Raw genomic sequence first — 23,250 nt, forward strand, 5'->3', positions numbered from 1 at the left:
CTGCCGCTTCGCGTCACCGGGCTTGCCCGGGACGACAGCCGTTTTCACTCTCACCAGTTTCTCCTCGGCGTCGCTGGTTTAGCCCGCCTGTCGCCTTACAACCGGTGTCGTCCCTGCGAACGCAGGGACCCATAACCCCAGGGAGGGGTTTGGGGCACGCTAAAGCATGATCCGGAAAAGTGCGCAGCGGTTTTCCGAAAAGATCATGCGCAAACAATGACCTAAAGCGCGATGACGATTCATCCTGATCTCATCGCACTTTAGGAGATCAGGTCGCTGAGGTCGCGCCATTCAAGATTGTCGCGCTCTATCAGTTCGATCTTCCAGTCGCGCTTCCAGCGTTTCAGTTGTTTCTCTCGATTAATCGCTTCTTGGGCCGCCGCGTAGGTTTCGACGTAGACGAGGCGAAAAACGCCGTACTTCTTGACGAAATCCGAGCCGTGACCGTTGCGATGCTGCTGTAGCCGCGTCCGGATCGAGTTGGTCACGCCGATATACAGCGTGCCGTGACGGCCGCTCGCGAGAATATAGACGTAGTACATCGCCGCGCCGTCGCGTGGATGGACCGCCTAACGCAATTGAAGCCGGTGGTTATGGGTCCCTGCGTTCGCAGGGACGACACCGATCGTATCTCGCGAGCTTACCACACAGGAAACAAGAAGGTCTCGTCTTTCGCCGCAAGCTGCAAGCCTGACATGCGGCTGCGGCGCCGCATGGGCTGTTGACCCGGCGCGCCGCGCTGGTCACGGTGGCCGGCCTTCACAGCCGCTCCCGTGTCCCCATGCTCTCCATCACCTCACTCTGGATCCCCTTCACGCTCGTCGCCGCCGCAGGCCAAGTCGCGCGCAATGCGATGCAGCGGTCGCTGACGGCCAAGCTCGGGACTTGGGGCGCGACCAATATCCGCTTCCTGTTCGGTTTCCCGTTCTCGCTGGTGTTCCTGACGGTCGTGCTGCTGGCCACCGGGGATCATCTGCCCTGGCCGCCGGCTTCGTTCTGGCCGTGGCTGCTGCTCGGCGCGCTCAGCCAGATCATTGCGACCGGGCTGATGCTGTTGGCGATGACCGATCGTTCCTTCGTGGTCACGACGGCCTATCTGAAGACCGAGGCCATCCAGACCGCGATCTTCGGCTTCATCTTCCTCGGCGATCCGCTGTCGCTGCCGAAGCTCGTTGCGATCCTGATCGCCACGATCGGCGTTGTCATCACCGCGCTGAGGCCCGGCGGCGAGAAGAGCTTTGCCGAGTTGAAACCGACCGTGACGGGGCTGGTCGCGGCGGCCGCATTCGCGCTGTCTGCCGTCGGCTTCCGCGGCGCTATCATTACGGTCGAAGGGGTCTCCTTCGTCACGGCGGCGTCCTACACGCTGGTCTGGGGCCTGTTCGTGCAGACGGCGATCCTCACCGTCTACCTGCTGGCGCGTGCGCCGGACATCCTGCGGGGCATTCTGTCGCTGTGGCGGCCGTCGATGATGGCTGGCTTTGTCGGCGCCTTCGCCTCGCAATTCTGGTTCCTGGCGTTTGCGCTGACCGCGGCGGCGAACGTCCGCACGCTGGCGCTGATCGAGGTGCTGTTCGCGCAGGGCGTCTCGTACTACTCGTTCAAGCAGCCGGTCTCGCTGCGCGAGATCTGCGGCATCGCGCTGATCGTGGCGGGTGTGGCGCTGCTGATTGCGGTCTAGTCAGCCCTTGATCGCGATCAGCACGGCGCCGCAGGCGATCAGCGCGATGCCGATCCAGCCCTGCAGGCTCGGACGCTCGCCGAGGAAGATCACGCCGAACAAGGCGACGAGCACGACGCTGAGCTTGTCGATCGGCGCGACCAGCGTTGCCGGTCCGAACTTCAGGGCGCGGAAGTAGCACAGCCACGACGCGCCGGTGCCGAGCGCCGAGAGAGTCAGGAAGATCCAGCTCTTGGTGGAGATCGGGCCCGGAGTTGTGAGCTGGCCGGTCGCGAACAGGATCAGGGCCAATGTCACGAGCACGATGGCGGTGCGGATCAGCGTAGCGAGATCGGAATTGAGGCCCTCCACGCCGACCTTGGCGAAGATGGCGGTCAGGGCCGCAAAGAACGCCGAGAGCAGAGCCCAGAGCTGCCAGGAGGAGGAGAGGGGGGACATCGTCATCTCCCGGAGGAAGGTCGCAGTTCAGGCCAAGATGTTTCAACCGTCATTGCGAGCGCAGCGAAGCAATCCAGGGCTGCGCGCGGGATTCTGGATGGCTTCGCTGCGCTCGCAATGACGGAGAATGCCGAGATCACACCCGCCTCACCGGCAGCGAGAGCTATTGACGAGCTTCGCTGGTCAATTCCGATCGTCCGGCAGCACCGGGATCGGGGCGACCTCGATGCCTTCCTCGATCAGCTCGCGGGCTTCGTCGAGCGAGGCCTCGCCATAGATCGGCCGGTGCTCGGTCTCGCCGTAATGCATCTTGCGCGCTTCGGTCGGGAAGCGCTCGCCGACATCGTCGGCGTTCTTGACGATATGGTCGCGCAGCTCCTTGAGCTTGGCGCGCAGCTCGCGCTCCTGCGCCATCAGCAGCGAGGTCGGTCCGGGCGGAATGACCTCCTGCGCCGGCACCGGCGCAGGAGCGGCGGGCACGGGCGCCACCTCGCGGCCCTTCTTGCTGACGATGCGCGGCGCCATGATCGCTTTCTCGACTTTGGTCGAGCCGCAGGTCGGGCATTCCACCAGCTTGCGCTTCACCTGGGAGTCGTAGGCCGAGGAGCTCTGAAACCAGCTTTCGAACGTGTGGTCACGCTCGCAGCGCAACGCGTAGCGGATCATGCCGAGCCCCGCACGAGGTGCAGATAGTCCGGTCCGCCCTTGGGATCGGCGATGCCGAAGCGGCGGCCGTGCTGCAGCGAGGGGATGGTCTGGCGCACGCTCTCGACCCTGGAGGGATCGATCTTGGCGACGATCACGCCGGGCTCGACGCCGCCCTCGGCGAGGATCTCGCCCCAGGGATCGATGATCAGCGAATGGCCAAACGTTTCGCGCTTGTTCTCGTGCAGGCCGCATTGGGCGGCGGCGAACACGAAGCAGCCGGTCTCGATGGCACGGGCGCGCAGCAAGGTGTGCCAATGCGCCTCGCCGGTCTTGCGGGTGAACGCCGAAGGCACACTTATGAACGACGCGCCGCTCTCGGCGAGCGCGCGATACAGCGCCGGGAAACGGACGTCATAGCAGATCGTCAGACCCAGCCGGCCCCACGGCAGATCGGAGATCACCGCCGTCTCGCCCGGCTGGTAGTTGGCCGACTCGCGGTAGCTCTCGCCGCCAGGCAGGTCGATGTCGAACATATGGATCTTGTCGTAGCTCGCCAGCACGTTGCCATCCGGCCCGATCAGGAACGAGCGGTTCACGGCCTTCTCAGGTGAGAAGCGCAGCGCCAGTGAACCGATATGCAGATGGATGTTCAGCTCCTTGGCGAGCGCGCGATAGGCCTTGAGCGAGGGATCGTCCTCCTCGCTCTTGAGCTGCTCGAACAGCGCCGTCCGGTTGAGCTGCATCATGTTGCTCACTTCCGGCGTCTGGACGTATTGCGCGCCTTGGGCGACCGCTTCCCGGATCAGCCTGGTGCCCTGCTCGAGGCTTGGCTCGGGCAGGAGCGAGGTGCGCATCTGCACCATGGCGGCGGTAAAGCTGCGGTCGTTGCTCATGATGTTGCCTTGTCTCCGGCCAGCATGGCGTCGAGCCTGCCCTCGCGATCGAGTGCGTAGAGGTCGTCACAGCCGCCGACATGGGTCTTGCCGATGAAGATCTGCGGGAAGGTCGAGCCGGGGCCGACGCGATCATACATCTGCTGCCGGACATCAGGATCCTTGCCCGCATCGTATTCGGTAAAGGGAACGTTCTTGCGGGTCAGGAGCGATTTGGCGGCCGTGCAGTAGCCGCACCCCGGACGGGTATAGATTTCAATCGCAGCGGTCATGTCGCGCTCAGCTGTTACGGAAGTGAGAGATTATATGGGAGCGCGAGGGGCATCGACAACCCGGGCGAAGACCAGCACGCTGACCTCCGCCGCCTTGGCGCGCAGCAGCGCGCGGGCACAGGCATCCACCGTCGCGCCCGTGGTCAGGACGTCGTCGACGAGCACGACGCGCCGCCCCTGCACGTCATGCAGGCGGTCTGAGGATACCTGGAATGCGCCCTGCACATTGCTGGCGCGCTGGGCGCGAGACAGGCCGACCTGCTGCTCGGTGGCGCGGACCCGGCGCAGCGTATCGCCGCTCATTCGGACGCCGCTCGCGCGGGCGACCACCCGGGCCAGAGCGCCGGACTGGTTATAGCGACGGGAAAAGCCGCGCCGCCAATGCAGCGGTACGGGCAGCACGAGGTCGGCATCGGCCAGCAGTTCGCGGCCGGCGCGGGCCATCCAGCGGCCCATGATCGGCGCCAGATCGGTGCGGTCCTGATATTTCAGCTGATGCACCAAGGTGCGCGCGACCTCGTCATAGCGCACCGCGGCCCGGGCGCGGGCATAGGCCGGCGGCCCCGCGATCGCCTCCATGGACAGCAATTCGGGGCCGGGATCATAGACGAAGGGAATCCCGAGCTTCGGGCAATAGGGCCGCTCGATGAAGGACAATTTGCCCCAGCACGTCGCGCAGACGCCTTCGCCGTCGACCGGCTCGCGGCAGGCGATGCACAGGGTCGGCAAGGCGATGTCGAGCGCCAGCTTGGCCAGATGGCCGCAGGCGCCGCGCGCGGCGTTGGCGGCGGCGCGGAGTTGCCCGATGCTGATTGGAGCAAAGCTGAGGCCCATGTGTTGAGGCTAGCCGCGCGGCCTGTCCGGCTCAAGCGGCGCATTGCCCGTCCTCAAGGAACGGCGTAACCAGCCGCAATGACCCAACCCGCCAGCGCTCCCATTTTGTTCGATCGACGCCTGCTTGCGCTCAGGCAGCAGCGGGCTGCGAGGGCACCGGAGACCTTCTTGCTCGAGCGCGTCGCGGAGGATCTCGCAGATCGCCTTGCCGCGGTGAACCGCTCCTTCACGGATGCCGCCGATGTGTGGACGCCGGGCGTGGGCCTGGCGCCGCATCTGATCGGGCGCATCGCGCAGCCGCTGCATCTGGCTCCGCCCGATACTGCTGACGAAACGCTGTCGCTCGCGCCGCAATCGCTGGATCTCGTGCTGTCGGCGCTCGCGTTCCAGTTCGTCAACGACCTCCCCGGCCTGCTGGTGCAGATCCGTCGCGCCTTGCGGCCCGATGGTCTGTTGCTGGCGGCAATGATCGGCGGCGACACTCTGACCGAGCTCAGGCAATCGTTCGCGGCGGCCGAGGCTGAATGCGAGGGCGGCGTGTCGCCGCGGGTCGCGCCGTTTGCCGATCTGCGCGACGTCGGCGGTCTGCTGCAGCGGGCCGGTTTTGCGCTGCCGGTGACGGATGTCGATCGCGTCGTGGTCCGCTATGCCAGCGCGTTCGGGCTGATGCAGGATCTCCGCCGCATGGGCGCGGCCAACAGCCTGGTCGAGCGCCGCCGCACGCCCCTGCGCCGCGCCACTTTGCTGCGCATGGCCGAAATCTACGCCGAGCGTTTTGCCGATCCCGACGGCCGCCTCCGCGCCACCTTCGACATCATCTGGATCTCCGGCTGGGCGCCGCACGACAGCCAGCAGAAGCCGCTGAAGCCGGGATCCGCGACCGCGAGCCTGGAGGCGGCGGTGAGGCGTGCTCCGCGCGAGGAATGATACCGCTCGTCATCGCCGGGCTTGACCCGGCGATCCATCCTCTTCGCAAGATGATTGATGCGTGGGTCAAGCCCTCGCATGAAGGGTCACGGTAAGGCGCCGCCTTGCTACATCAACAAATCGATCAAATGAGGCAACAGCGGAATGTCCGCCGGCGGCATCGGATAGTCGCGCAGTTTGTTCGGTCGCACCCACGCCAGTTGCTGGCCCTCGCGTGCGGTCACGACCCCTTCCCAGCGCCGGCAGATGTACAGCGGCATCAGCAGGTGGAACGTCTCGTAAGCGTGGCTCGCAAAGGTCAACGGCGCCAGACACGCCTCGCGCACGGCGATGCCGAGCTCCTCGTCGAGTTCGCGGATCAGGCTCGCCTCCGGACGCTCGCCGGGCTCGAGCTTGCCGCCGGGAAATTCCCAGAGGCCGGCGAGCGTCTTGCCGGGCGGGCGCTGCGCCAGCAGCACGCGGTTGTCGGTGTCGACGAGGGCGCAGGCGACCACGAGGGTGAGTTTCAAGTCGGGCATGATCCGGTCGGTGTTCGGCGCCCGCGCTCGCCGAATTCGACGAGCCGGCGGCGCCTGTTGAGGGATTGTTAACCTAGGCCGTTTCGAGCCGTGATTCCACGATTGAAATAAGCCGACCTTAACGGGCTGACGCGTATTTTCACGGGTGTCCACCGTGACATCCTCATGGTTCGTTAGGCATCCTTCATGCGAATTCTCTCCAGCCTCCTCGCCAGCCTGCTCGCTCGTTTGCGTCGCGACGTCAGCGGCAATGTCGCGGTGACGTTCGCCATCGTCTGCGTTCCCGTGATCACCGCCGTCGGCTGCGGCGTCGACTACAGCCGCAACAACCAGATGCGCGCCAAGCTGCAGTCCGCGGTGGACGCGGCCTCGGTCGGCGCGGTGTCGCGGACATCGCCGGCCTTCATCGCGGCAGGATCGATGAGCGGCGACGGCCCGATCGCCGTCGGCAACGATGATGCGCGCAAGATCTTCAACGGCAACATGTCCGGCACGACCGGCTACACGCTGAACAGCCTCACGCCTGACGTGAAGAAGGCCGGCTCGGTGGTGACCGCCACGGTGTCGTTCACGGCCACCGTGCCGACCATGTTCATGAGCATCGTCGGCTTCAAGACCATGACCTTGCAAGGCTCGTCGACGGCGAAGGCGTCGATGCCTAAATACATCGACTTCTACCTGCTGCTCGACAATTCACCATCGATGGGTGTCGCGGCGACGCCCGACGACGTGACCAAGATGGTCAACAACACTTCGGACAAGTGCGCCTTCGCCTGCCACGACTACAACGATTCAAACAACTATTATAACCTCGCGAAGAAGCTCGGGGTGACCACGCGAATCGACGTGCTGCGCAGCGCCACCCAGCAGCTGATGGACAAGGCCACGTCCACGCAGACCTATCCCAATCAGTTCCGCATGGCGCTCTACGATTTCGGCGCGGCGTCGAAGACGATCGGCCTGCGCTCTCTGTTCGCGCTGTCGGCCAATCTGTCGAGCGCCAAGACCGCCGCCGGAAATATCGACCTGATGGGCGTCTACGGCAACAACGACGCCTATACGGCCGACAAGGATACGCCGTTCTCGACCGTCTTCCCGGCCATCAACAACGAGATCTCGACGCCCGGCGACGGCACCACGGGCTCGCCGCTGAAATATCTGTTCTTCGTCTCCGACGGCGTCGCCGACGAAAGCAATGCCGCCTGCCTGAAGGCCAAGGCGAGCGGCAACCGCTGCCAGTCGCCGCTCAACCCTGCGCTCTGCACCACGCTGAAGAACCGCGGCATCAAGATCGCGGTGCTCTACACCACCTATCTGCAGCTGCCGACCAACAGCTGGTACATGAGCTGGATCGATCCCTTCAACAAGGGCCCGTTCGGTCCGTCGCCAAACAGCGAGATTGCACAGAACATGCAAGCTTGCGCGTCCGAGGGATACTACACCGAGGTGTCTCCCACCCAGGGAATCGCCGAAGCATTGAGGAAGCTGTTCGACCGGGCAGTGGCCGATGCGCGTATTGCGAGTTGATCAAAACCCATTTGCAATCCAAAGTAACTATTGATCCCCGGCGCACGTTCAGGTGAACTCGACTGAGTTCCATGCACGGGCGGAGATGATCGTGATCAAGGTTGCAGCAATGTCTTGCGTCATGCTGACTGGACTTTGCAGTCCGAGTCTGGCGATGAACTGCTGGGGACCCACGGTGAGCACACTAGGCAACCAAACGGTCCAGGGCCAGATGTTCGTAGTGGCGGGCAAGCGCTGCGCCATGAAATTGCGGATGTCGCACGGTCCAATGTTGAACGCGCAGGTCCTGGAGCAGCCGAGTCATGGATCTGCTACCGTGCGCGGTCTGCAGGTGATCTACAGTCCGCGCGCCGGCTACATCGGAGAGGATCGGTTCGTCTATGCGTGGAAGGGGCTCGATCCCCTGAACCGACCACGAACGAACACGGTCGAGATGCGCGTCCAGGTCAGCCAAAAACTCTAGAGCCCCGCTCAGGACCGATAGTCGCCGTTGATCGCGACATACTCCTTGGTGAGGTCGCAGGTCAGCACGCGGTCGCGGCCCTTGCCGAGCCCGAGTGCGACCTTGATCTGGATGGTCTGCGCCTTCATGGCCTCGGAGACCTCGGTCTCGTCGTAGGACGGATCGCGCGCGCCTTTTGAGGCCACGCGGATGCCGTTGAAGGAGATCGAGAGCTTGTCGCGATCGGCCGGCTCGCCGGCCTTGCCGACGGCCATGACGACGCGGCCCCAATTGGCGTCCTCGCCGGCGATCGCCGTCTTCACCAGCGGCGAGTTGGCGATCGACATCGCGATCTTGCGCGCCGACGGCTTGCTCTTGGCGCCCTCGACGATGATCTCGACCAGCTTGCGCGCGCCTTCGCCGTCGCGCGCGACCTGCTCGGCGAGGTCGGCGAGCACGGCGTTGAACGCCTTCACGAAGGCCTTGGCGTTGGGATCGCTGATCTTGCTGATCTTCGTCGCGCCCTTGGCTGCGGCCGCGCCGGTGGCGAAGGCCAACAGCGTGTCGGAGGTCGAGGTGTCGCCGTCGATCGTCACTGCGTTGAAGGTGTCCTCGACGCCGGCCTTGAGCAGTGCCTGCAGCGCGGGCGCGGTGATCGGCGCGTCGGTGAAGATGAAGGACAGCATCGTCGCCATGTCCGGCGCGATCATGCCGGCGCCCTTGGCCATGCCGTTGATCGTCACCTTGGTCTTGCCGAGCTTGACGGTCGCCGTCGCGACCTTCGGGAAGGTGTCGGTGGTCATGATGGCGCGCGCGGCGCCCATCCAGTCCTCGGGCGCTGCCGTGCCGGCGAGGCCTTCGAGCACGCCGTCGAACTTGGTGGCGTCGAGCGGCTCGCCGATCACGCCGGTCGAGGCCAGGAAGATCTCGTCCTGCTTGCAGCCGACGGCCTTGGCGGCGATCGCAGCGGTCAGCGCCGTCGACTGCTTGCCGGTCTTGCCGGTAAAGGCATTGGCGTTGCCGGAATTGACCACCAGCGCGCGCGCCTTGCCGCCCTTCAGCTTGGCGCGACACCATTCGACAGGGGCCGACGGGCATTTGGACTTGGTGAAGACGCCAGCCACGGTCGTGCCGGGATCGAGCAGCGCCAGCAGCACGTCGGTGCGGTTCTTGTAGCGGATGCCGGCCGCGGCAGTCGCGAGCCTGACGCCGGCCAATGCCGGCATATCGGGGACTTCGGTCGGGGCGAGCGGGGAGACGGCAGAGGACATCGCAGTGGCTTCCGGCAGGATTGGCGGGAAGCGCTCTGTATCATCTCAGTTGGTGTTGTGGGAGTGGATGTGTCCACATCCTCAACTGTCATCCCGGCGAACGCCGGGATCCATAACCACAGGGTCCAGTGGTGAGCCGTGGTACTATCCGCGTGCCCATGTCAGACATCACGCGGTATGGGTCCCGGCGCGGAGGCCGGGACGACACCTTTATGACGCGCGTGTGTCGCGTCTCAAACGAAGCGGCTTGACCGCTTACTTCTTCGCCGGCTCGGCCGGCTTCGCATCGGCCGGCTTGGCGGCGTCGGCGGCCGGCTTGTCCAGGCGCTCGATCTTCGCGGCTTCGCGCAGCTTGCTGACGTAGTCGGCCTGGGCCTTGCGGGTCACGTAGGTCTCGATCTGGCTCTTGACCTGATCGAATTCCGGCGGCTTGCGGTTGCGCTTCTCTTCGACCTTGATGATGTGCCAGCCGAACTGGGTCTTCACCGGATCGGAGATCTTGCCCGGCTCCATGCTGAACGCGACGTTGGCGAATTCCGGGACCATCTGCTCCTTGGTGAAGAAGCCGAGATCGCCGCCATCCGAGGCGCCCGGATCCTTCGACTTCTTCTTGGCGAGCTCGGCGAAATCGGCGCCCTTGGCGAGCTCGGCCTTGACCGCCTTGGCCTCGTCCTCGGTCTCGACCAGGATGTGGCGCGCATGCACCTCCTGCTCGCCGCCGATCTGCTTGGAGGCTTCCTCGTAGACCTTCTTCATCGCGTCCGGCGTGGTCGCGGCCTTGCCCTCGCTGGCGAGCAGGCTGTCCATCAGCAGGCGGTTGCGGGTGAAGGCGAGGCGCTTCTTGAAGTCCTCGCTATCGGCGACCTTCTTGTCCTCGGCGGCCTTGGAGACGAGCTTCATGTCGATCAGGAACGACAGCACGTTGTCGTCCTTGGTCGCCGGGTCCATCTGGGCGAGGCTCGGCCCGAGCTCCTCTTCGGCGAGCGCGACGTCGCTCTTGCGGATCTCGGCGCCGTTCACCTTGGCCAGCACCGGGTTGGCATCGTCGGCGGCGCGCGCGGGGGCGACCAGCAGGGACAATGCGAGACTGCCGGCGAGAGCGGTGGCAAGGCCGAAGCGCAGGCCGGTTTTCGTAACCGGGAACGACGTGGTCATGGAAAATCCTTGTTCTGAAGAGGGGCTCGAGGGGCGTTACCTCTGGGCGGCGGGGACACTCGCCCAATCGCGGTGCCTTGGCAACGCGAAAAGTCTGTCAATTTCGTGAAATCGGCGACAGGTTAAGGGCGGATGTCCTGCTGTCGGGCGCCGTTGACAACGTTCCCCCCCAGCCATATCTCTGCCCGGTCGCTACAAGGGCGATAGCGCTTATTTTGCTGCGTTTTTGGCCGTTGACCCCTGGTTTGCTCGTCTCCCGCTCATCTGGCGGCCGCCTCCTTGGCGCCGAAGTCGAGCTTGGCGCGTGTGCTGCGGTGCATTACGCCGGGAACAGCAAACCCAAACCATGAGTTACGGCTGCAACGCAGACCCACAGAGGCAGGATTTCAGCAATGATCGGCGCGCTCGCCCGTAAGCTTTTCGGCTCCGCCAACGACCGTCGCGTCAAGGGCTACCAGTCCCGTGTCAGCGCCATCAACGCCCTGGAGCCGGAGCTCGCCAAGCTGACCGACGAGCAGCTCAAGGCGCGCACCGAGGAATTCAAGAAGCAGCTCGCCGACGGCAAGACGCTGGACGATCTGCTGGTGCCGGCGTTCGCCACCGTCCGTGAGGCCTCGAAGCGCACGCTCGGCCAGCGCCATTTCGACGTGCAGCTGATCGGCGGCATGGTGCTGCATGAGGGCGACATCGCCGAGATGAAGACCGGCGAAGGCAAGACGCTGGTCGCGACCTTGGCGGTCTACCTCAACGCGCTCGCCGGCAAGGGCGTCCACGTCGTGACGGTGAATGATTACCTTGCCCGCCGCGACGCCGGCTGGATGAGCCAGATCTACGGCTTCCTCGGCTTGACCACCGGTGTGATCGTGCACGGCCTCGACGATGCCGAGCGCAAGGCCGCCTATGCCTGCGACATCACCTACGGCACCAACAACGAATACGGCTTCGATTATCTCCGCGACAACATGAAGTACCGGCTGGAGGAAATGGTCCAGCGCGGGCACTTCTTCGCGATCGTCGACGAAGTGGACTCGATCCTGATCGACGAGGCCCGCACGCCGCTGATCATCTCGGGCCCGCTCGACGACCGCTCCGAGTTCTACAACACCATCGACACCTTCGTGCCGAAGCTCGACAAGTCCGACTACGAGGTCGACGAGAAGCAGCGCACGGTGACCTTGACCGAAGCCGGCATGGAGAAGATCGAGACGCTGCTGCGCGACGCTGGCCAGCTCAAGGGCGACTCGCTGTACGACGTCGAGAACGTCTCCGTCGTGCACCACATCAACCAGGCGCTGCGCGCGCACACGCTGTTCACGCGCGACAAGGACTACATCGTCCGCGACGGCGAGGTCGTGATCATCGACGAGTTCACCGGCCGCATGATGCCTGGCCGGCGTTATTCGGAAGGCCTGCACCAGGCGCTCGAAGCCAAGGAGCACCAGCCGGTGCAGCCCGAGAACCAGACGCTGGCCTCGATCACGTTCCAGAACTACTTCCGCATGTATTCCAAGCTCGCCGGCATGACCGGCACGGCGGCCACCGAGGCCGACGAGCTGTTCGACATCTATAAGCTCGAAGTGCTGGAGATTCCGACCAATCTGCCGGTCGCCCGTCTCGACGAGGACGACGAGGTCTATCGCACCCAGCAGGAGAAATACGCCGCCATTCTCGCCGAGATCGAGCGCGCCAATGCGCGCCTGCAGCCGGTGCTGGTCGGCACGGCCTCGATCGAGAAGTCCGAGGTGCTGGCCGCCTATCTCAAGCAGCACGGCTACAAGCAGATCGATTTCGGCAGCGAGCGCGCGCTGGACAAGCTCTACGCGGCGGCCCGCGCCGGTAAGCCGGCCAAGCTGTTCGCGGTGCTGAACGCGCGCTTCCACGAGCAGGAGGCCTACATCGTGGCCGAGGCCGGCGTGCCCGGCGCGATCACGATCGCGACCAACATGGCCGGCCGCGGCACCGACATCAAACTGGGCGGCTCCCTGGAGATGCGCATCCAGCAGGAGACCGTCGGAATCACCGACGAGGCCGAGAAGGCCGCCAAGATCGAGCAGATCAAGGCCGACATCGCCCGCTTCCGCGAGATCGTGCTGAAGGCCGAGGAGACCGTCGAGATCGAGCCGGCCAAGGGCTCAAAGCCGGCGAAGACCGTGACCAAGCCCGGCGGCCTCTACATCATCGGCTCCGAGCGCCACGAATCCCGCCGCATTGACAACCAGCTGCGCGGCCGCTCCGGCCGCCAGGGCGATCCCGGCCGCTCGAAGTTCTTCCTGTCGCTGGAAGACGATCTGATGCGGATCTTCGGGTCAGACCGGCTCGACAGCATGCTGACCCGCCTCGGCCTGAAGGAAGGCGAGGCCATCATCCATCCCTGGATCAACAAGGCGCTGGAGAAGGCGCAGCAGAAGGTCGAGGCCCGCAACTTCGACATCCGCAAGAACCTGCTCAAGTTCGACAACGTCCAGAACGACCAGCGCAAGGTGATCTTCGACCAGCGCGTCGAGCTGATGCAGGATGAGAGCGTGGTCGAGACCATCACCGACATGCGCCACGCCTTCATCGACGATCTCGTCGCCAAGCACGTGCCCGAGCATGCCTATGCCGAGCAGTGGGACGTCGTTGGCCTGAAGGACGAGCTGAAGCGCGTGCTCGATCTCGACCTGCCGGTCGAGGACTGGGCCAAGGAAGAGGGCATCGCCGACGAGGAGCTGCTCAAGCGCATCGAGACCCAGGCCGACGAGCGCATGGCCGCCAAGGTCGCGCAATGGGGCCCCGACGTGATGCGCTACGTCGAGAAGACGATCCTGCTGCAGACGCTGGATCATCTCTGGCGCGAGCATCTGGTGATGCTCGACCATCTGCGCCAGGTCATCGGCCTGCGCGGCTACGGCCAGCGCGATCCGTTGCAGGAGTACAAGTCGGAAGCCTTCACGCTGTTCGAAGCGATGATCGCTCACTTGCGCGAGGCGGTCACCGCGCAGCTGATGCGCGTCGAGATCGTGCCGCCCGAGGAGCAGCAGCCGGTGCTGCCGCCGATGCAGGCGCACCACGCCGATCCGACCACCGGTGAGGACGAGATGGCCTTCGCCAACGTCTCCCTGGTGCCGTCCTCCGGCGCTGCGCCGGTCCCGGCCGAAGCGCGCAATCCGAACGACCCCACGACGTGGGGCAAGGTCGGCCGCAACGAGGACTGCCCCTGCGGGTCAGGCAAGAAGTACAAGCACTGCCACGGCCGCTACGCGTAAGCGCAGCCGGGCTCTTTGTAGCTGCTGTAGGGTGGGCAAAGCAGCCGCCGCAAGGCCGCAGCGTGCCCACCGTCGATCGCCAACCTCGCAGCAAGTTGGTGGGCACGGCGCCACGACGACCGTGTTCGCGGGAAGATCAGCGGCCCGCCTTTGCCCACCCTACGGCAGCTGCGTTCGCAGGAACGACACCGAGGGTGGATCAGGCAGCTAATCGTCAATGCGAGCGTCAGCGAAGCAATCCAGAGTCCCGCCCACGCCCCTGGATTGCTTCGCTGACGCTCGCAATGACGTTGTTGGCCGAGCTGCGCGCCAAAACCACCGCTGTCATCCCGGCGAACGCCGGGATCCATAACCACAGGATGGTGTGGTGACGCAGGCTGGTCGCTCCAGCGTGCCTGCCCATGTTTGCCGCGGAGTATGGGTCCCGGGTCGGCGCACATCGGCGCGATGCGCCGAGGTGCTTGCCCGGGACGACAGCGAGGGTGGGTCAGGCCGCCTTGGTTTTCATGCAGCCTTGGCTGCGTCGACCTGTGCGCCTTCCGCAATCGTCCGCGGCGCCGTGTTGAGCTGCTCGATCGCAAAGCCCGCGGCCTTCTTGTAGTTGGCCATGAACGCATCGCGCTCCGCGGGCGACACCACCTCGTCAATGTCCGTGAACTTGCCGCCGCAGCGCTCGTCGACCAGATTGAGCAACCCGAACGGCCCCGCGCCGCGATTGCGCAGGATGACCGCCGAAATTGGCCCGCACAGCTTCTCGTCATACGCCGCCAGCGCCGCCGGCGTCACGCCGTGGGCCAGCAGCATGGTGCCGAGCATGCGGGCGTCGACGATCGCCTGGCTCGCGCCGTTGCTGCCGGTCGGATACATCGCATGCGCGGCGTCGCCCATCAGCGCGACGGGGCCGTCCACCCAGGTGGAGACCGGATCGCGGTCGATCATCGGGTTCTCATAGGCGCCGTCGGCGCCGGCGATCAGCGCGGGGACGTCGAGCCAGTCGTAGGTCCAGCCGGCGAAATGATGCGCGAACTCGCTCACCGGGACTTGGCGGAACCAGCCGGTCTGCTTCCAGCCCTCGGTGTTGTCCATCGTGACTTCCGCGATCCAGTTGATCAGCGCCAGTCCCGTTTTCGGATCGGGATGCGAGATCGGATAGACCACGACGCGGTGGCGATGGGTGCCGAGCCCAACGAAGGACGATCCGGTGCGCATCGGCTTCGCCCAGGTCACCCCGCGCCACATCACCGCGCCGCCCCAATGGATCGGCGGCTGGTTGGGGTGCATCTGCGCGCGTACTGCCGAATGGATGCCGTCGGCGCCGATCAGCAGCCGTCCGCGCTGCTCGGACCGCGAGCCATCGGGATGCTCGATGCGCGCCGTCACCGTGCCGTCCGCGTTCTTCTCATAGCCGCTTACGCGGCTGCCGAGCCGCACCGTCTGGGCGCCTGCACGCTGCACCAGCCGGCCGTACAGCAGCATATGCAGCTTGCCGCGATGCACGGCATATTGCGGCCAGTTGTAGCCGGCGAGCAGGCCGCGCGGCTCGGAATAGATGTCGTTACCGTTCAGCCCGACCAGCGCCCATTCCTTCGCAGGCACGCCGACCTGGTCGAGATCATCAGGCCCGATGCCGAGGTCATAGAGCTCGCGCACCGCATTGGGCTGCAGGTTGATGCCGACCCCGAGCGGCCGCATCTCGCGCACGCTCTCATAGACCACGCAGGGCACGCCGATCTGCTGCAGGGTGAGCGCGGTCGCGAGGCCACCAATGCCGCCGCCGGCGATGAGGACAGGGAAGTCGGTCATGAGCAGGTCCGTCGCACGTAGACTCGAAAGCAGAACTCGAAAGCAGGTCAAGGGAATGCATGCACGGCGCTCGCTGCGCGTGCGGATCGCCTCCCCTTCGATCCCCGGCCAGCTTGTCGGCTGGTCTGATGGTTAAGGCCTAGTTCAGAAGGCCAGCGGAGACAAGGGGGATGGGCTGCTCGCAATCCTTCGGTAGCTTGGTTCCATCCGCATTCACGCTGATTGTTCAATCGCGAGATCACGCCGCAGCTGTCTGGTCATGAAAAGGCTGAGCGGATCGGCTCTGTATGGGCCAAAAGGCCCGCAATCCTGATAGCCGAAGCTGCGATAGAGCTGGATCGCCTGCGGCTGTCTGATGCCGACTTCGAGACTGATGCGGTCGATCCCGCGGGTTCGGGCTTCGTCTTCCAGAGCCGTGACCAGCTTGCGTCCGAGCCCGCAGCCGCGTGCCGCTTCGCGCACGAACAGCCGCTTGATCTCAGCATGTCCCGGAGCAATCGGCCGAAGGGTGACGGAGCCGAGCAGCGATCCGTCGCGCCGCGCGCCGAGAACGACGACTCCGTTCGCCGAGAGTGCTTTGGTGCCGACAGGGTGCCGCTTTTGAGCAGGATAAAGCGTTTGCAGATAGCCGTCGCCTCCACCATCAGGGCGGCCACGTCAGGCTGGCCTGCATCTTCGACCGCGATGGTGATGTCGGTTTCGTTCATCTGGACAGAACCGAACGGAGCGCACCTTGGCGCCATGATGTCAGAACGTCACCGTCGCGATCAAATGCCGGACAGGCTTCACTCCATCACCACCTCGTGCCGGATCACGAACGGCGCCAGCAGCGTATGGACCTCGTTCTCGATCGCCTCGCGTTGCTCCGCCGGCACGTTGCGGAGGGTGACCGTGGCGAGGCTGCCATGGCTGCCGTGGGCGCCGACCTTGACGCTGCAATCGACGCCGCGGCCGGTCAGTTGCGACAGCACCTTGGCAAACACGCGCGTCGCGGCGTCCCAGCGCAGCTGCGGCTTGAACACCTTGCCCACGCCGGTCACCGGCATCGGATCGATCGGGATGATCTGCACCGGCACTGCGGCGCGCTCCGGCGTGCGCGCGCGCACCCAATCCTCGAGTTCGCCGGGCTGCACGGAGGCACCCGGCTTCAGCTGCACATAGCCGATCGGCAGCTCGCCCGCGTAGGCGTCGGGCTGGCCGACCACCGCGGCGAAGCCGACGGCGGGGTGCTGGAACAGGATCTCCTCGATCGGCGCCGGGTCGATGTTGTGGCCACCGCGGATGACGAGGTCCTTGGCGCGACCGGTGATCCACAGGAAGCCGTCGGCATCGAGACGGCCGAGATCGCCGGAATTCACCCAATGGCCGTCGACGAAGGCGCCCTTGTTGTGAGCGTCATCAAGATAGCCGGAGAACACGCCAGGCCCGGCCATGATGACCACGCCGATCTCGTCCACGGCACAGTCGCGCTCGTAGCGGCCGTCGGCATCGAGCTTGACGATGCGCACCTTGGCGTAGGGCAGCGGCAGGCCGACCGAGCCGAGGCGGATCGGCTGGTCCGCATAGGCCATGGTGTGGACGCTCGCGGTCTCGGTCATGCCGTAGACCTCGAGCACGGGCAGTCTCAGCTTGTCCATGATCGCCTGGCCGACGGCGACCGGAATCGCAGAGCCGCCGCCGGCCGCATATCGCAGGCTGGAGATATCGGCGCTGCCTTGGGGCACCGCCAGGGTTGCCGCGAGCACCGTCGGCACGCTCGACAGCGTCTCCGGCTTGAACCGCTCGACCAGGCCCCAGATGTTGCGCACGGCATTCGGATTGCGCCAGCCCGCGCCGGAGAGCACCACGAGGCTGCCGCCCGCGGACAGCGTCTGCAACGCCTGCGTCAGCGAGCCGCCGACATGAAACAGCGGCATGCCGAACAGCAGCGTACCGCCGGGCTTCGCCTTCAGGAGAAGGTTGACGCCCCACGCCTGATAAACCTGGTTGCCATGGCTGTGCCGCACCAGCTTCGGCGTACCGGTGGTGCCGCCGGTGTGGAAATAGGCCGCGGTGTCGCCGGCCTTGATCCGCCGGCCGCTGACGAGGTGATCGCCAGGCTGCGGCTTGATCAAGTCGTTGAAGGCGTGGATGCCGTTGGCCGGATCACCACCGCCACCATAGACCTGCACGATTGCCTTGAGGTGTTTCAGGCTGCCGCGCACCTTCTCGACCTTCTGCCAAATGTCGGTGCCGGGCAGGGGGCCGAGCGCCACCAGCACCTTGGTCTTGGCGGCGTCGAGAATCTCGGCGATCTGGTGCGGCTCGAGCAGCGGATTGACCGGGTTGGCGATGCCCGCGGCTTCCGCGCCGAACAGCGTGACGAACGCTTCGGGCACCAGAGGCAGCATGAAGCTGACGACGTCGTCGGGGCCGACGCCGAGCGCATGAAACATGTTCGCGGCCTGCGTCACCTTCGCAATGAAATCGCGATAGGTGATGACGACCGGCGTATCGGCGGGATCGGCATTCTGCAGAAACTGGATCGCCGGCGCATCCGGATTCGCAGACGCCCCGCATTTCAGCGCCTCGTAGGTGCTCTCAGCGGCGATGCGTTCGCCGTAAGGCGTCTGCTCGAAGGCGCGGATGTCAGCCGTGCTGGCGAATGTCGGATAATCGCTGCCGATGGCGCGATCGAGCAGATGAATGCCCTTGGGAATACCCATGGCCTGTCCTCCCAGTGTCGTGTCCTCGTCCGGCCTGATTCAGCCGGTGATCGCGCGCGGGCTCTGTGGCCCGTTCGTCGCGATCGTCAAAAGACAGGATGAGGGAGAATCCGTCTTGCGTCTATCCCGGCTTTGCCGGGCAGGCGAACCCATTTGCCGCAGCCGCACTGCCGTAGGGTGGGCTAAGGCGCGTCCACCGGTGCTGCTCCGCGCCATTCAGCTGACGCGCCGTGCCCACCGTCGATCAACGCGCGAGCTCCGCAATGGTGGGCACGTCGCGCGCGCCAGTCTTTACATCACAGCCGCCGCGGGCGCGCCTTTGCCCACCCTACGGCCCCCGCCGCTTCCGCGTCATTGCGAGCGTAGCGAAGCAATCCAGGGCCCCGCCTACCATGCTGGATTGCTTCGAGGAGCCGGTCATCGGGCCGCGCTTCGCGCGGACCCGTTGGCTCGCAATGACGGGAGGATAGAGCTCGGAACTGAATGTCCGCAGCGTCGCAGCAAGGCAATGCTCAGCTCGCCGCGTCGATCAAATTTTCCAGCAGCCGCTTCAGCTCACCCGTGGCCTTGTCGCCGTAGTTCTCCAGGATGTGCGCCTCCTGGCTGGCGGCGAGCGAGTTCAGGCGCTTGCACAGCGCCTTGCCGCGGTCGCTGATGAACATCAGCACCTTGCGGCGATCGTGGGCGTCCTGGCGGCGGTAGACCAGCGAGTCCGACACCATGCGGTCGATCATCTTGGTCAGGGTCGGATGGTTCAGCAGCACGGCCTCGGCGAGGTCGCCCATCGAATGCCCCTCGCCGTCGGAGAGCACCTTCAGGATGCGCCACTGTTCGACGGGTACGCCCTCCGTGCTCAGGCGCGATTCCAGCTGCCGGTTGATCTCCCGGTTGGCCTGCGCGAGCAGATAAGCGAGATGTTCGGTGAGAGGCGTGTTGGGATTTGGCGATTTGGCCACGATGAACTTCGCTTGCGGTCCCGATTTGAATGATTGTCCGGCAGTTGCTGCCCGATCTATATGCATTCGAATTCTTGAACATTCAACATTTTCGAATAGGATATTTGCCGAACGCGTGCTGATTTTGACGGCGTGAGACCACAGGCCCACACTGGGCCCCTCACGGCCGCGGCCAAGGAGTGGGTGTGCTCTCGACGGGATCTGTCACGGCCGGGCACTGCAGCCTGCCGCCCTCCCTGCTGTTCAGGAGCCCGCCCAAGCGGGTTGGCCTGCCGGCGCTCGCTCCCTTCGATCCCGATCGCTTTGCGCGGCGCGGCCGCCACAACAAGCTGCGCATCGGCAACTTCATCACCTTCTCCGGCTCGCCCGGAATCTGGGGGCCGGCGGCGACCAACAGCGCGCTGCTTGCGGTGTCCGAGATCAATCGCTGCGGCGGCATCCTCGGCCGCGAGATCGAATTGTCGTTCTACGATTCCGGCGGTCCGGTCGAGGAGGTGGTCGCGCGCGCCAGGGACGCGCTCGATTTCGACGACATCGACGTCGTGATGGGCTCGCATATCAGCGCCGTCCGGCTGGCGCTGCGCCGGCTGACGCGCGGCCGTATCCCTTATGTGTATACGCCCGTCTATGAAGGCGGTGAGCGCACGCCGGGCGTGATGGCGATCGGCGAGACGCCGCACAGCCAGACCCGGCCTGCGATCCATTGGCTGGCGGAGAACAAGGGCGCCAAGCGCTGGTACCTGATCGGCAGCGACTATGTCTGGCCGTGGCAGTCGCACCGCTCCACCAAGACCTACATCACCGAGGCCGGCGGCCAGGTGGTCGGCGAGGAATTCGTCCCCGTCGGCGAGGATGATCACGAGGCGCATCTGGCGCGCATCCGTGCCGCGCGTCCCGACGTGGTGCTGATCTCGCTGATCGGCACCGACAGCATCACCTTCAATCGCGCGTTCAGCGAATCCGGCCTCGCCGCGACGACGTTGCGGCTTGCCGGCGCGGTCGACGAGACCGTGCTGCTCGGCATCGGTGCCGACAACACCGAGAACCTCTATTCCGCGTCCGGCTATTTCAGCTGTATCGGCTCCAAGGCCAATGACGACTTCATGAGTCGCTACAGCGCTATGTTCGGCACTGAGGCGCCGCCGGTCGGGTCGGTCGGCCAGTCGAACTATGAAGGTCTGCGTTTCCTAAAAGCCGCCGCCGAGCGCGCCGGCGCGCTGTCGCTGCGTCCGCTCGCCACCACCGGCCGCAACATCGTCTATTCCGGCCCCCGCGGCGACGTCGCCATCCGCCACGGCCGCGCCAGCATGGCCATGCACCTCGCCGAAGCCGACGGGCTGGATTTCAGGATCCTCCGCACGTTCTGAGCAATGTAAGCTGCAGGATCGGACGCGCGCCGCGTCCCGTGGCTCCACCCTCCCCTCCAGGCAGGGCTATCGCACGTGACGACTGCAGTTTTGTGCTCGTCTCTCACCACGTCGTCATGGCCGGGCTTGTCCCGGCCATCCACGTCGTCCGGCATGCTGAGGACCACGTAGATGCCCGGGACAAGCCCGGGCATGACGGAGTAACCCATGTGCAGGATTGCTCGCCGCGGCAGCTCCGCATCTCCATATGCGAGAGCCCCACTCCAGGTGAGGGTGGCACCTGCATTCACGCAGCTGCGGCGTTCTTGGCCAGCGCTTCCGCGACAACGGCCGGCGCGTCCCCCACCTCGCGGATCATCCGGCTGATCGCCTCATGCGGCATCGGCTTGCCGAACAGGAAGCCCTGCACGCTGGTGCAGCCTTCCTCGCGCAGGAAGGCGAGGTGCTGCTCAGTCTCGACGCCCTCGGCCAGCACGGGGATGTTGAGGCTGCGGCCGAGCAGCAACGTCGCCTTGACGATGGCCGCCGCATGCACGCTGGTCTCGACCGACTGGATGAAGCTCTTGTCGACCTTGATCTTGTCGAACGGAAACACTTGCAACGTCGAGAGCGACGAATAGCCGGTGCCGAAATCGTCCATCGCCACGGTGACGCCGATCGCCTTCAGCGCCTGCATCACCTGCAGCGCGTGCTGGCGGTCGGCGATGATGCCGGTTTCGGTCAACTCGATCTCCAGCCGCTCCGGCGCCAGACCCGTCTCGCGCAGCACCTCGGCGACGCGCTTCGGCAGATCATGGTTGAGCTGCATCGGCGCGACGTTGACCGCGACCTTGAACGGCTGGCTCCAACTCGCCGCTGTCGCGCAGGCGGTGCGCAGCACCCAGTCGCCGATATCGACGATCAGCCCCGTCTGCTCGGCCATCGGGATGAAATCGTTCGGCGGCACGCGGCCCTTGACCGGATGGTTCCAGCGCAACAGCGCCTCGAAGCCGATGATCTCGCCGCTCTGCGTGTCGTTCTGCACCTGGTAGTGCAGCTCGAACTCGTTGCGCACCAGCGCGCGCTTCAGGTCGATCGCAAGCTCGGCGCGGCGCCGGCTGGCCTCGTCCATCGACGGCTCGTAGGTGCAGATCTTGCCCTGGCCGAGGCTCTTGGCGCGATACATCGCGAGATCGGCGCGGGTGAGCAATTCGTCCGAGCTGAGGCCATGCTCGGGATAGAGCGCGATGCCGATGCTGCAGCCAACGGAGAGGCTGCGCTCTTCCCACTCGACCGGCGTCAGCACCAGCATGCGCATGCGCTCGGCGAACTTGGCGGCCTCCGCGCGGGCGAAGATCTCGGCTTTCACGGCCACGAATTCGTCGCCGCCGATCCGTGCCAGGAACTCATTGGGCTGCAACGTCGCGGCGATGCGCTGGGCGATCGCGGTCAGCACTGCGTCACCAGCGGCATGTCCGTGCGCGTCGTTGATGTCCTTGAAGCGGTCGAGGTCGATCGCGAGCACGACGAGATGCGCAGTCTCGTCGCCCTCGGTCAGCAGCGGCGCGAGCCGCTGGCCGAGACCGTTGCGGTTCGGCAGGCCGGTCAGCGGGTCCTGCAGCGCCAGCTGCCGATAGCCTTCCACCGCCTCCTGCGCCGCCTGCATATCGATCATGTAGGCCGACGCCGCCATCGCCATGATCAGGCCGATGCCGGTGACGATGCTGATCAGCATTACGCTGTCGGACAGCGCCTGTGCCGGCGCATCGGCTCCGGCCATCGGCGCCAAGGTCAGCGCCGCCATGCCGGTGAAATGCAGGCTGAGGATCGCGAGCACCATCGCGAGCGAGCCGCCGTACTTGCAGAACCGCGTGACCGGGCGCGCGATCCGGTTGGCCGCGACCGCCCCGAAGCCCATCGCCAGCACCAGCGAGAGCAAGATCGCCGGTGCATGCCAGGTCCTGACGCCGTCGAGATTGAGCGCGCTCATGCCGGTGTAGTGCATGGCGGCGATGCCGAAGCCAAACACGGCGCCGCCGATCTCGATCAGCGGGCCGCGCTGCGTGCGCGTGGTGATGAAGAAGCCGAGCCAGGAGAACGCGACCGCGAGGCCGAGCGAGGCGAAGGTCAGGCCGGCTTCGAAGGAGCGGCTGCCGGGTGCGTCATAGCCGAGGATCGCGGCGAAATGCGTCGTCCACACCGTGCCGCCGGCGACGAGGCCCGCGAGAAACAGCAGATGAAAGCGGCGCAATCCCGTGTTGCGGCGAACCCGGGCGAGCAGACGCATCGACAGGATGGAGCCGAGCACGCAGACCAGCAGCGCGGCGGCGACGTAGCGGAGATCGTGATCGGCAGGCAGGCAGGACAGGATGGTCAACATCGGCAATGAACCCTTACGCAGGCCAGCTACGAACCGGGGCGGCCTGCGTTTTGGCGCACGGGATTCGCGGTTAGCAAAGCGTCAATGCGGGCAGAAAATCTTGGCCCGCGCCGAGTCATGCACAAGGTTTCGAAGCCGACGATTAAGGCGCGCGTGCCGTGGGCCGAGCTCCTCCGAGGAACCCCGGACATCGTGAGCAAATGTCCAAC

The 23,250-nt window shown here is 65.4% G+C and carries 20 protein-coding genes; 6 read left to right on the forward strand and 14 right to left on the reverse strand.

Going from position 1 to position 23,250, the window contains the following annotated elements; translation table 11 throughout:
* Positions 1-260 precede the first annotated feature (260 nt).
* On the reverse strand, positions 261-542 hold the full coding sequence (locus BRAD285_RS00195) for a GIY-YIG nuclease family protein (protein ID WP_006610247.1): 282 nt from the start codon (positions 540-542) through the stop codon (positions 261-263).
* A 239-nt stretch (positions 543-781) separates the two neighbouring features.
* On the opposite strand from BRAD285_RS00195, the gene BRAD285_RS00200 reads away from it, so the two are divergent.
* The gene (locus tag BRAD285_RS00200; RefSeq protein WP_006610246.1) at positions 782-1,681 is read left to right on the forward strand and encodes an EamA family transporter; all 900 of its coding nucleotides are present in this window, start codon (positions 782-784) and stop codon (positions 1,679-1,681) included.
* On the opposite strand, the gene BRAD285_RS00205 is transcribed toward BRAD285_RS00200, so the two are convergent.
* The 5 genes from BRAD285_RS00205 to BRAD285_RS00225 all read right to left on the reverse strand — a co-directional run bounded on the left by BRAD285_RS00205 (position 1,682) and on the right by BRAD285_RS00225 (position 4,766).
* Positions 1,682-2,119 (reverse strand): EamA family transporter, encoded by a 438-nt coding sequence (locus BRAD285_RS00205; RefSeq protein ID WP_035645058.1) that lies wholly within the window; start codon positions 2,117-2,119, stop codon positions 1,682-1,684. It lies immediately after the preceding gene.
* A 183-nt stretch (positions 2,120-2,302) separates the two neighbouring features.
* On the reverse strand, positions 2,303-2,785 hold the full coding sequence (locus tag BRAD285_RS00210; protein WP_006610244.1) for a DUF1178 family protein: 483 nt from the start codon (positions 2,783-2,785) through the stop codon (positions 2,303-2,305).
* Positions 2,782-3,660 carry a carbon-nitrogen hydrolase family protein gene (locus BRAD285_RS00215; RefSeq protein WP_006610243.1) on the reverse strand — a complete coding sequence of 293 codons (879 nt, stop codon included), beginning with the start codon at positions 3,658-3,660 and terminating at the stop codon, positions 2,782-2,784. Before BRAD285_RS00215 ends, BRAD285_RS00210 begins: the two co-directional genes overlap by 4 nt.
* A complete protein-coding gene (grxC, locus tag BRAD285_RS00220; RefSeq protein ID WP_006610242.1) occupies positions 3,657-3,932 on the reverse strand; it encodes a glutaredoxin 3 in 276 nt (91 codons plus the stop codon). Before grxC ends, BRAD285_RS00215 begins: the two co-directional genes overlap by 4 nt.
* A gap of 30 nt (positions 3,933-3,962) precedes the next feature.
* On the reverse strand, positions 3,963-4,766 hold the full coding sequence (locus tag BRAD285_RS00225; protein WP_006610241.1) for a ComF family protein: 804 nt from the start codon (positions 4,764-4,766) through the stop codon (positions 3,963-3,965).
* A gap of 78 nt (positions 4,767-4,844) precedes the next feature.
* On the opposite strand from BRAD285_RS00225, the gene BRAD285_RS00230 reads away from it, so the two are divergent.
* Positions 4,845-5,693: a methyltransferase domain-containing protein gene (locus tag BRAD285_RS00230; protein ID WP_006610240.1), complete on the forward strand. Its 849-nt coding sequence runs from the start codon at positions 4,845-4,847 to the stop codon at positions 5,691-5,693.
* A gap of 107 nt (positions 5,694-5,800) precedes the next feature.
* Here the strand turns inward: BRAD285_RS00230 and BRAD285_RS00235 are convergent, their stop codons facing one another.
* Positions 5,801-6,211 (reverse strand): (deoxy)nucleoside triphosphate pyrophosphohydrolase, encoded by a 411-nt coding sequence (locus BRAD285_RS00235; RefSeq protein WP_006610239.1) that lies wholly within the window; start codon positions 6,209-6,211, stop codon positions 5,801-5,803.
* Between the two features lie 186 nt (positions 6,212-6,397).
* Here BRAD285_RS00235 and BRAD285_RS00240 point away from each other — a divergent pair, with 186 nt between their 5' ends.
* Together BRAD285_RS00240 and BRAD285_RS00245 are read left to right on the forward strand one after the other, a co-directional pair.
* Entirely contained in the window at positions 6,398-7,738 is a 1,341-nt protein-coding gene (locus BRAD285_RS00240) for a TadE/TadG family type IV pilus assembly protein (protein WP_006610238.1), read from the forward strand.
* Positions 7,739-7,823: 85 nt separating this feature from the next.
* Positions 7,824-8,201 carry an Ig-like domain-containing protein gene (locus BRAD285_RS00245; protein ID WP_063828191.1) on the forward strand — a complete coding sequence of 126 codons (378 nt, stop codon included), beginning with the start codon at positions 7,824-7,826 and terminating at the stop codon, positions 8,199-8,201.
* 8 nt (positions 8,202-8,209) lie between these two features.
* Here the strand turns inward: BRAD285_RS00245 and argJ are convergent, their stop codons facing one another.
* Together argJ and BRAD285_RS00255 are read right to left on the reverse strand one after the other, a co-directional pair.
* Positions 8,210-9,451: a bifunctional glutamate N-acetyltransferase/amino-acid acetyltransferase ArgJ gene (gene argJ, locus BRAD285_RS00250; protein WP_006610236.1), complete on the reverse strand. Its 1,242-nt coding sequence runs from the start codon at positions 9,449-9,451 to the stop codon at positions 8,210-8,212.
* 255 nt (positions 9,452-9,706) lie between these two features.
* Positions 9,707-10,606: a peptidylprolyl isomerase gene (locus BRAD285_RS00255; protein ID WP_085962761.1), complete on the reverse strand. Its 900-nt coding sequence runs from the start codon at positions 10,604-10,606 to the stop codon at positions 9,707-9,709.
* Positions 10,607-10,998: 392 nt separating this feature from the next.
* Between BRAD285_RS00255 and secA the strand changes: the two genes are divergently transcribed.
* Positions 10,999-13,851, forward strand: coding sequence for a preprotein translocase subunit SecA (gene secA / locus BRAD285_RS00260; protein WP_006610234.1), 2,853 nt, complete (start codon positions 10,999-11,001; stop codon positions 13,849-13,851).
* Between the two features lie 504 nt (positions 13,852-14,355).
* On the opposite strand, the gene BRAD285_RS00265 is transcribed toward secA, so the two are convergent.
* The 4 genes from BRAD285_RS00265 to BRAD285_RS00280 all read right to left on the reverse strand — a co-directional run bounded on the left by BRAD285_RS00265 (position 14,356) and on the right by BRAD285_RS00280 (position 19,315).
* Positions 14,356-15,654, reverse strand: coding sequence for a flavin-dependent oxidoreductase (locus BRAD285_RS00265; RefSeq protein ID WP_006610233.1), 1,299 nt, complete (start codon positions 15,652-15,654; stop codon positions 14,356-14,358).
* 213 nt (positions 15,655-15,867) lie between these two features.
* Positions 15,868-16,278, reverse strand: a complete 411-nt coding sequence (locus tag BRAD285_RS36015; protein WP_371507742.1) for a GNAT family N-acetyltransferase — start codon at positions 16,276-16,278, stop codon at positions 15,868-15,870.
* Positions 16,279-16,439: 161 nt separating this feature from the next.
* Positions 16,440-18,359: an acyl-CoA synthetase gene (locus BRAD285_RS00275; protein WP_006610231.1), complete on the reverse strand. Its 1,920-nt coding sequence runs from the start codon at positions 18,357-18,359 to the stop codon at positions 16,440-16,442.
* 512 nt (positions 18,360-18,871) lie between these two features.
* Complete coding sequence (locus BRAD285_RS00280) at positions 18,872-19,315, reverse strand: MarR family winged helix-turn-helix transcriptional regulator (RefSeq protein ID WP_006610230.1); 444 nt, start codon at positions 19,313-19,315, stop codon at positions 18,872-18,874.
* A gap of 185 nt (positions 19,316-19,500) precedes the next feature.
* Here BRAD285_RS00280 and BRAD285_RS00285 point away from each other — a divergent pair, with 185 nt between their 5' ends.
* Positions 19,501-20,682: a substrate-binding domain-containing protein gene (locus BRAD285_RS00285; RefSeq protein ID WP_035645033.1), complete on the forward strand. Its 1,182-nt coding sequence runs from the start codon at positions 19,501-19,503 to the stop codon at positions 20,680-20,682.
* A 286-nt stretch (positions 20,683-20,968) separates the two neighbouring features.
* Here the strand turns inward: BRAD285_RS00285 and BRAD285_RS00295 are convergent, their stop codons facing one another.
* Entirely contained in the window at positions 20,969-23,041 is a 2,073-nt protein-coding gene (locus tag BRAD285_RS00295; protein WP_035645030.1) for a bifunctional diguanylate cyclase/phosphodiesterase, read from the reverse strand.
* Positions 23,042-23,250: the final 209 nt, after the last annotated feature.

Origin of the sequence: Bradyrhizobium sp. ORS 285 (assembly GCF_900176205.1) — a bacterium.
GTDB lineage: Bacteria > Pseudomonadota > Alphaproteobacteria > Rhizobiales > Xanthobacteraceae > Bradyrhizobium.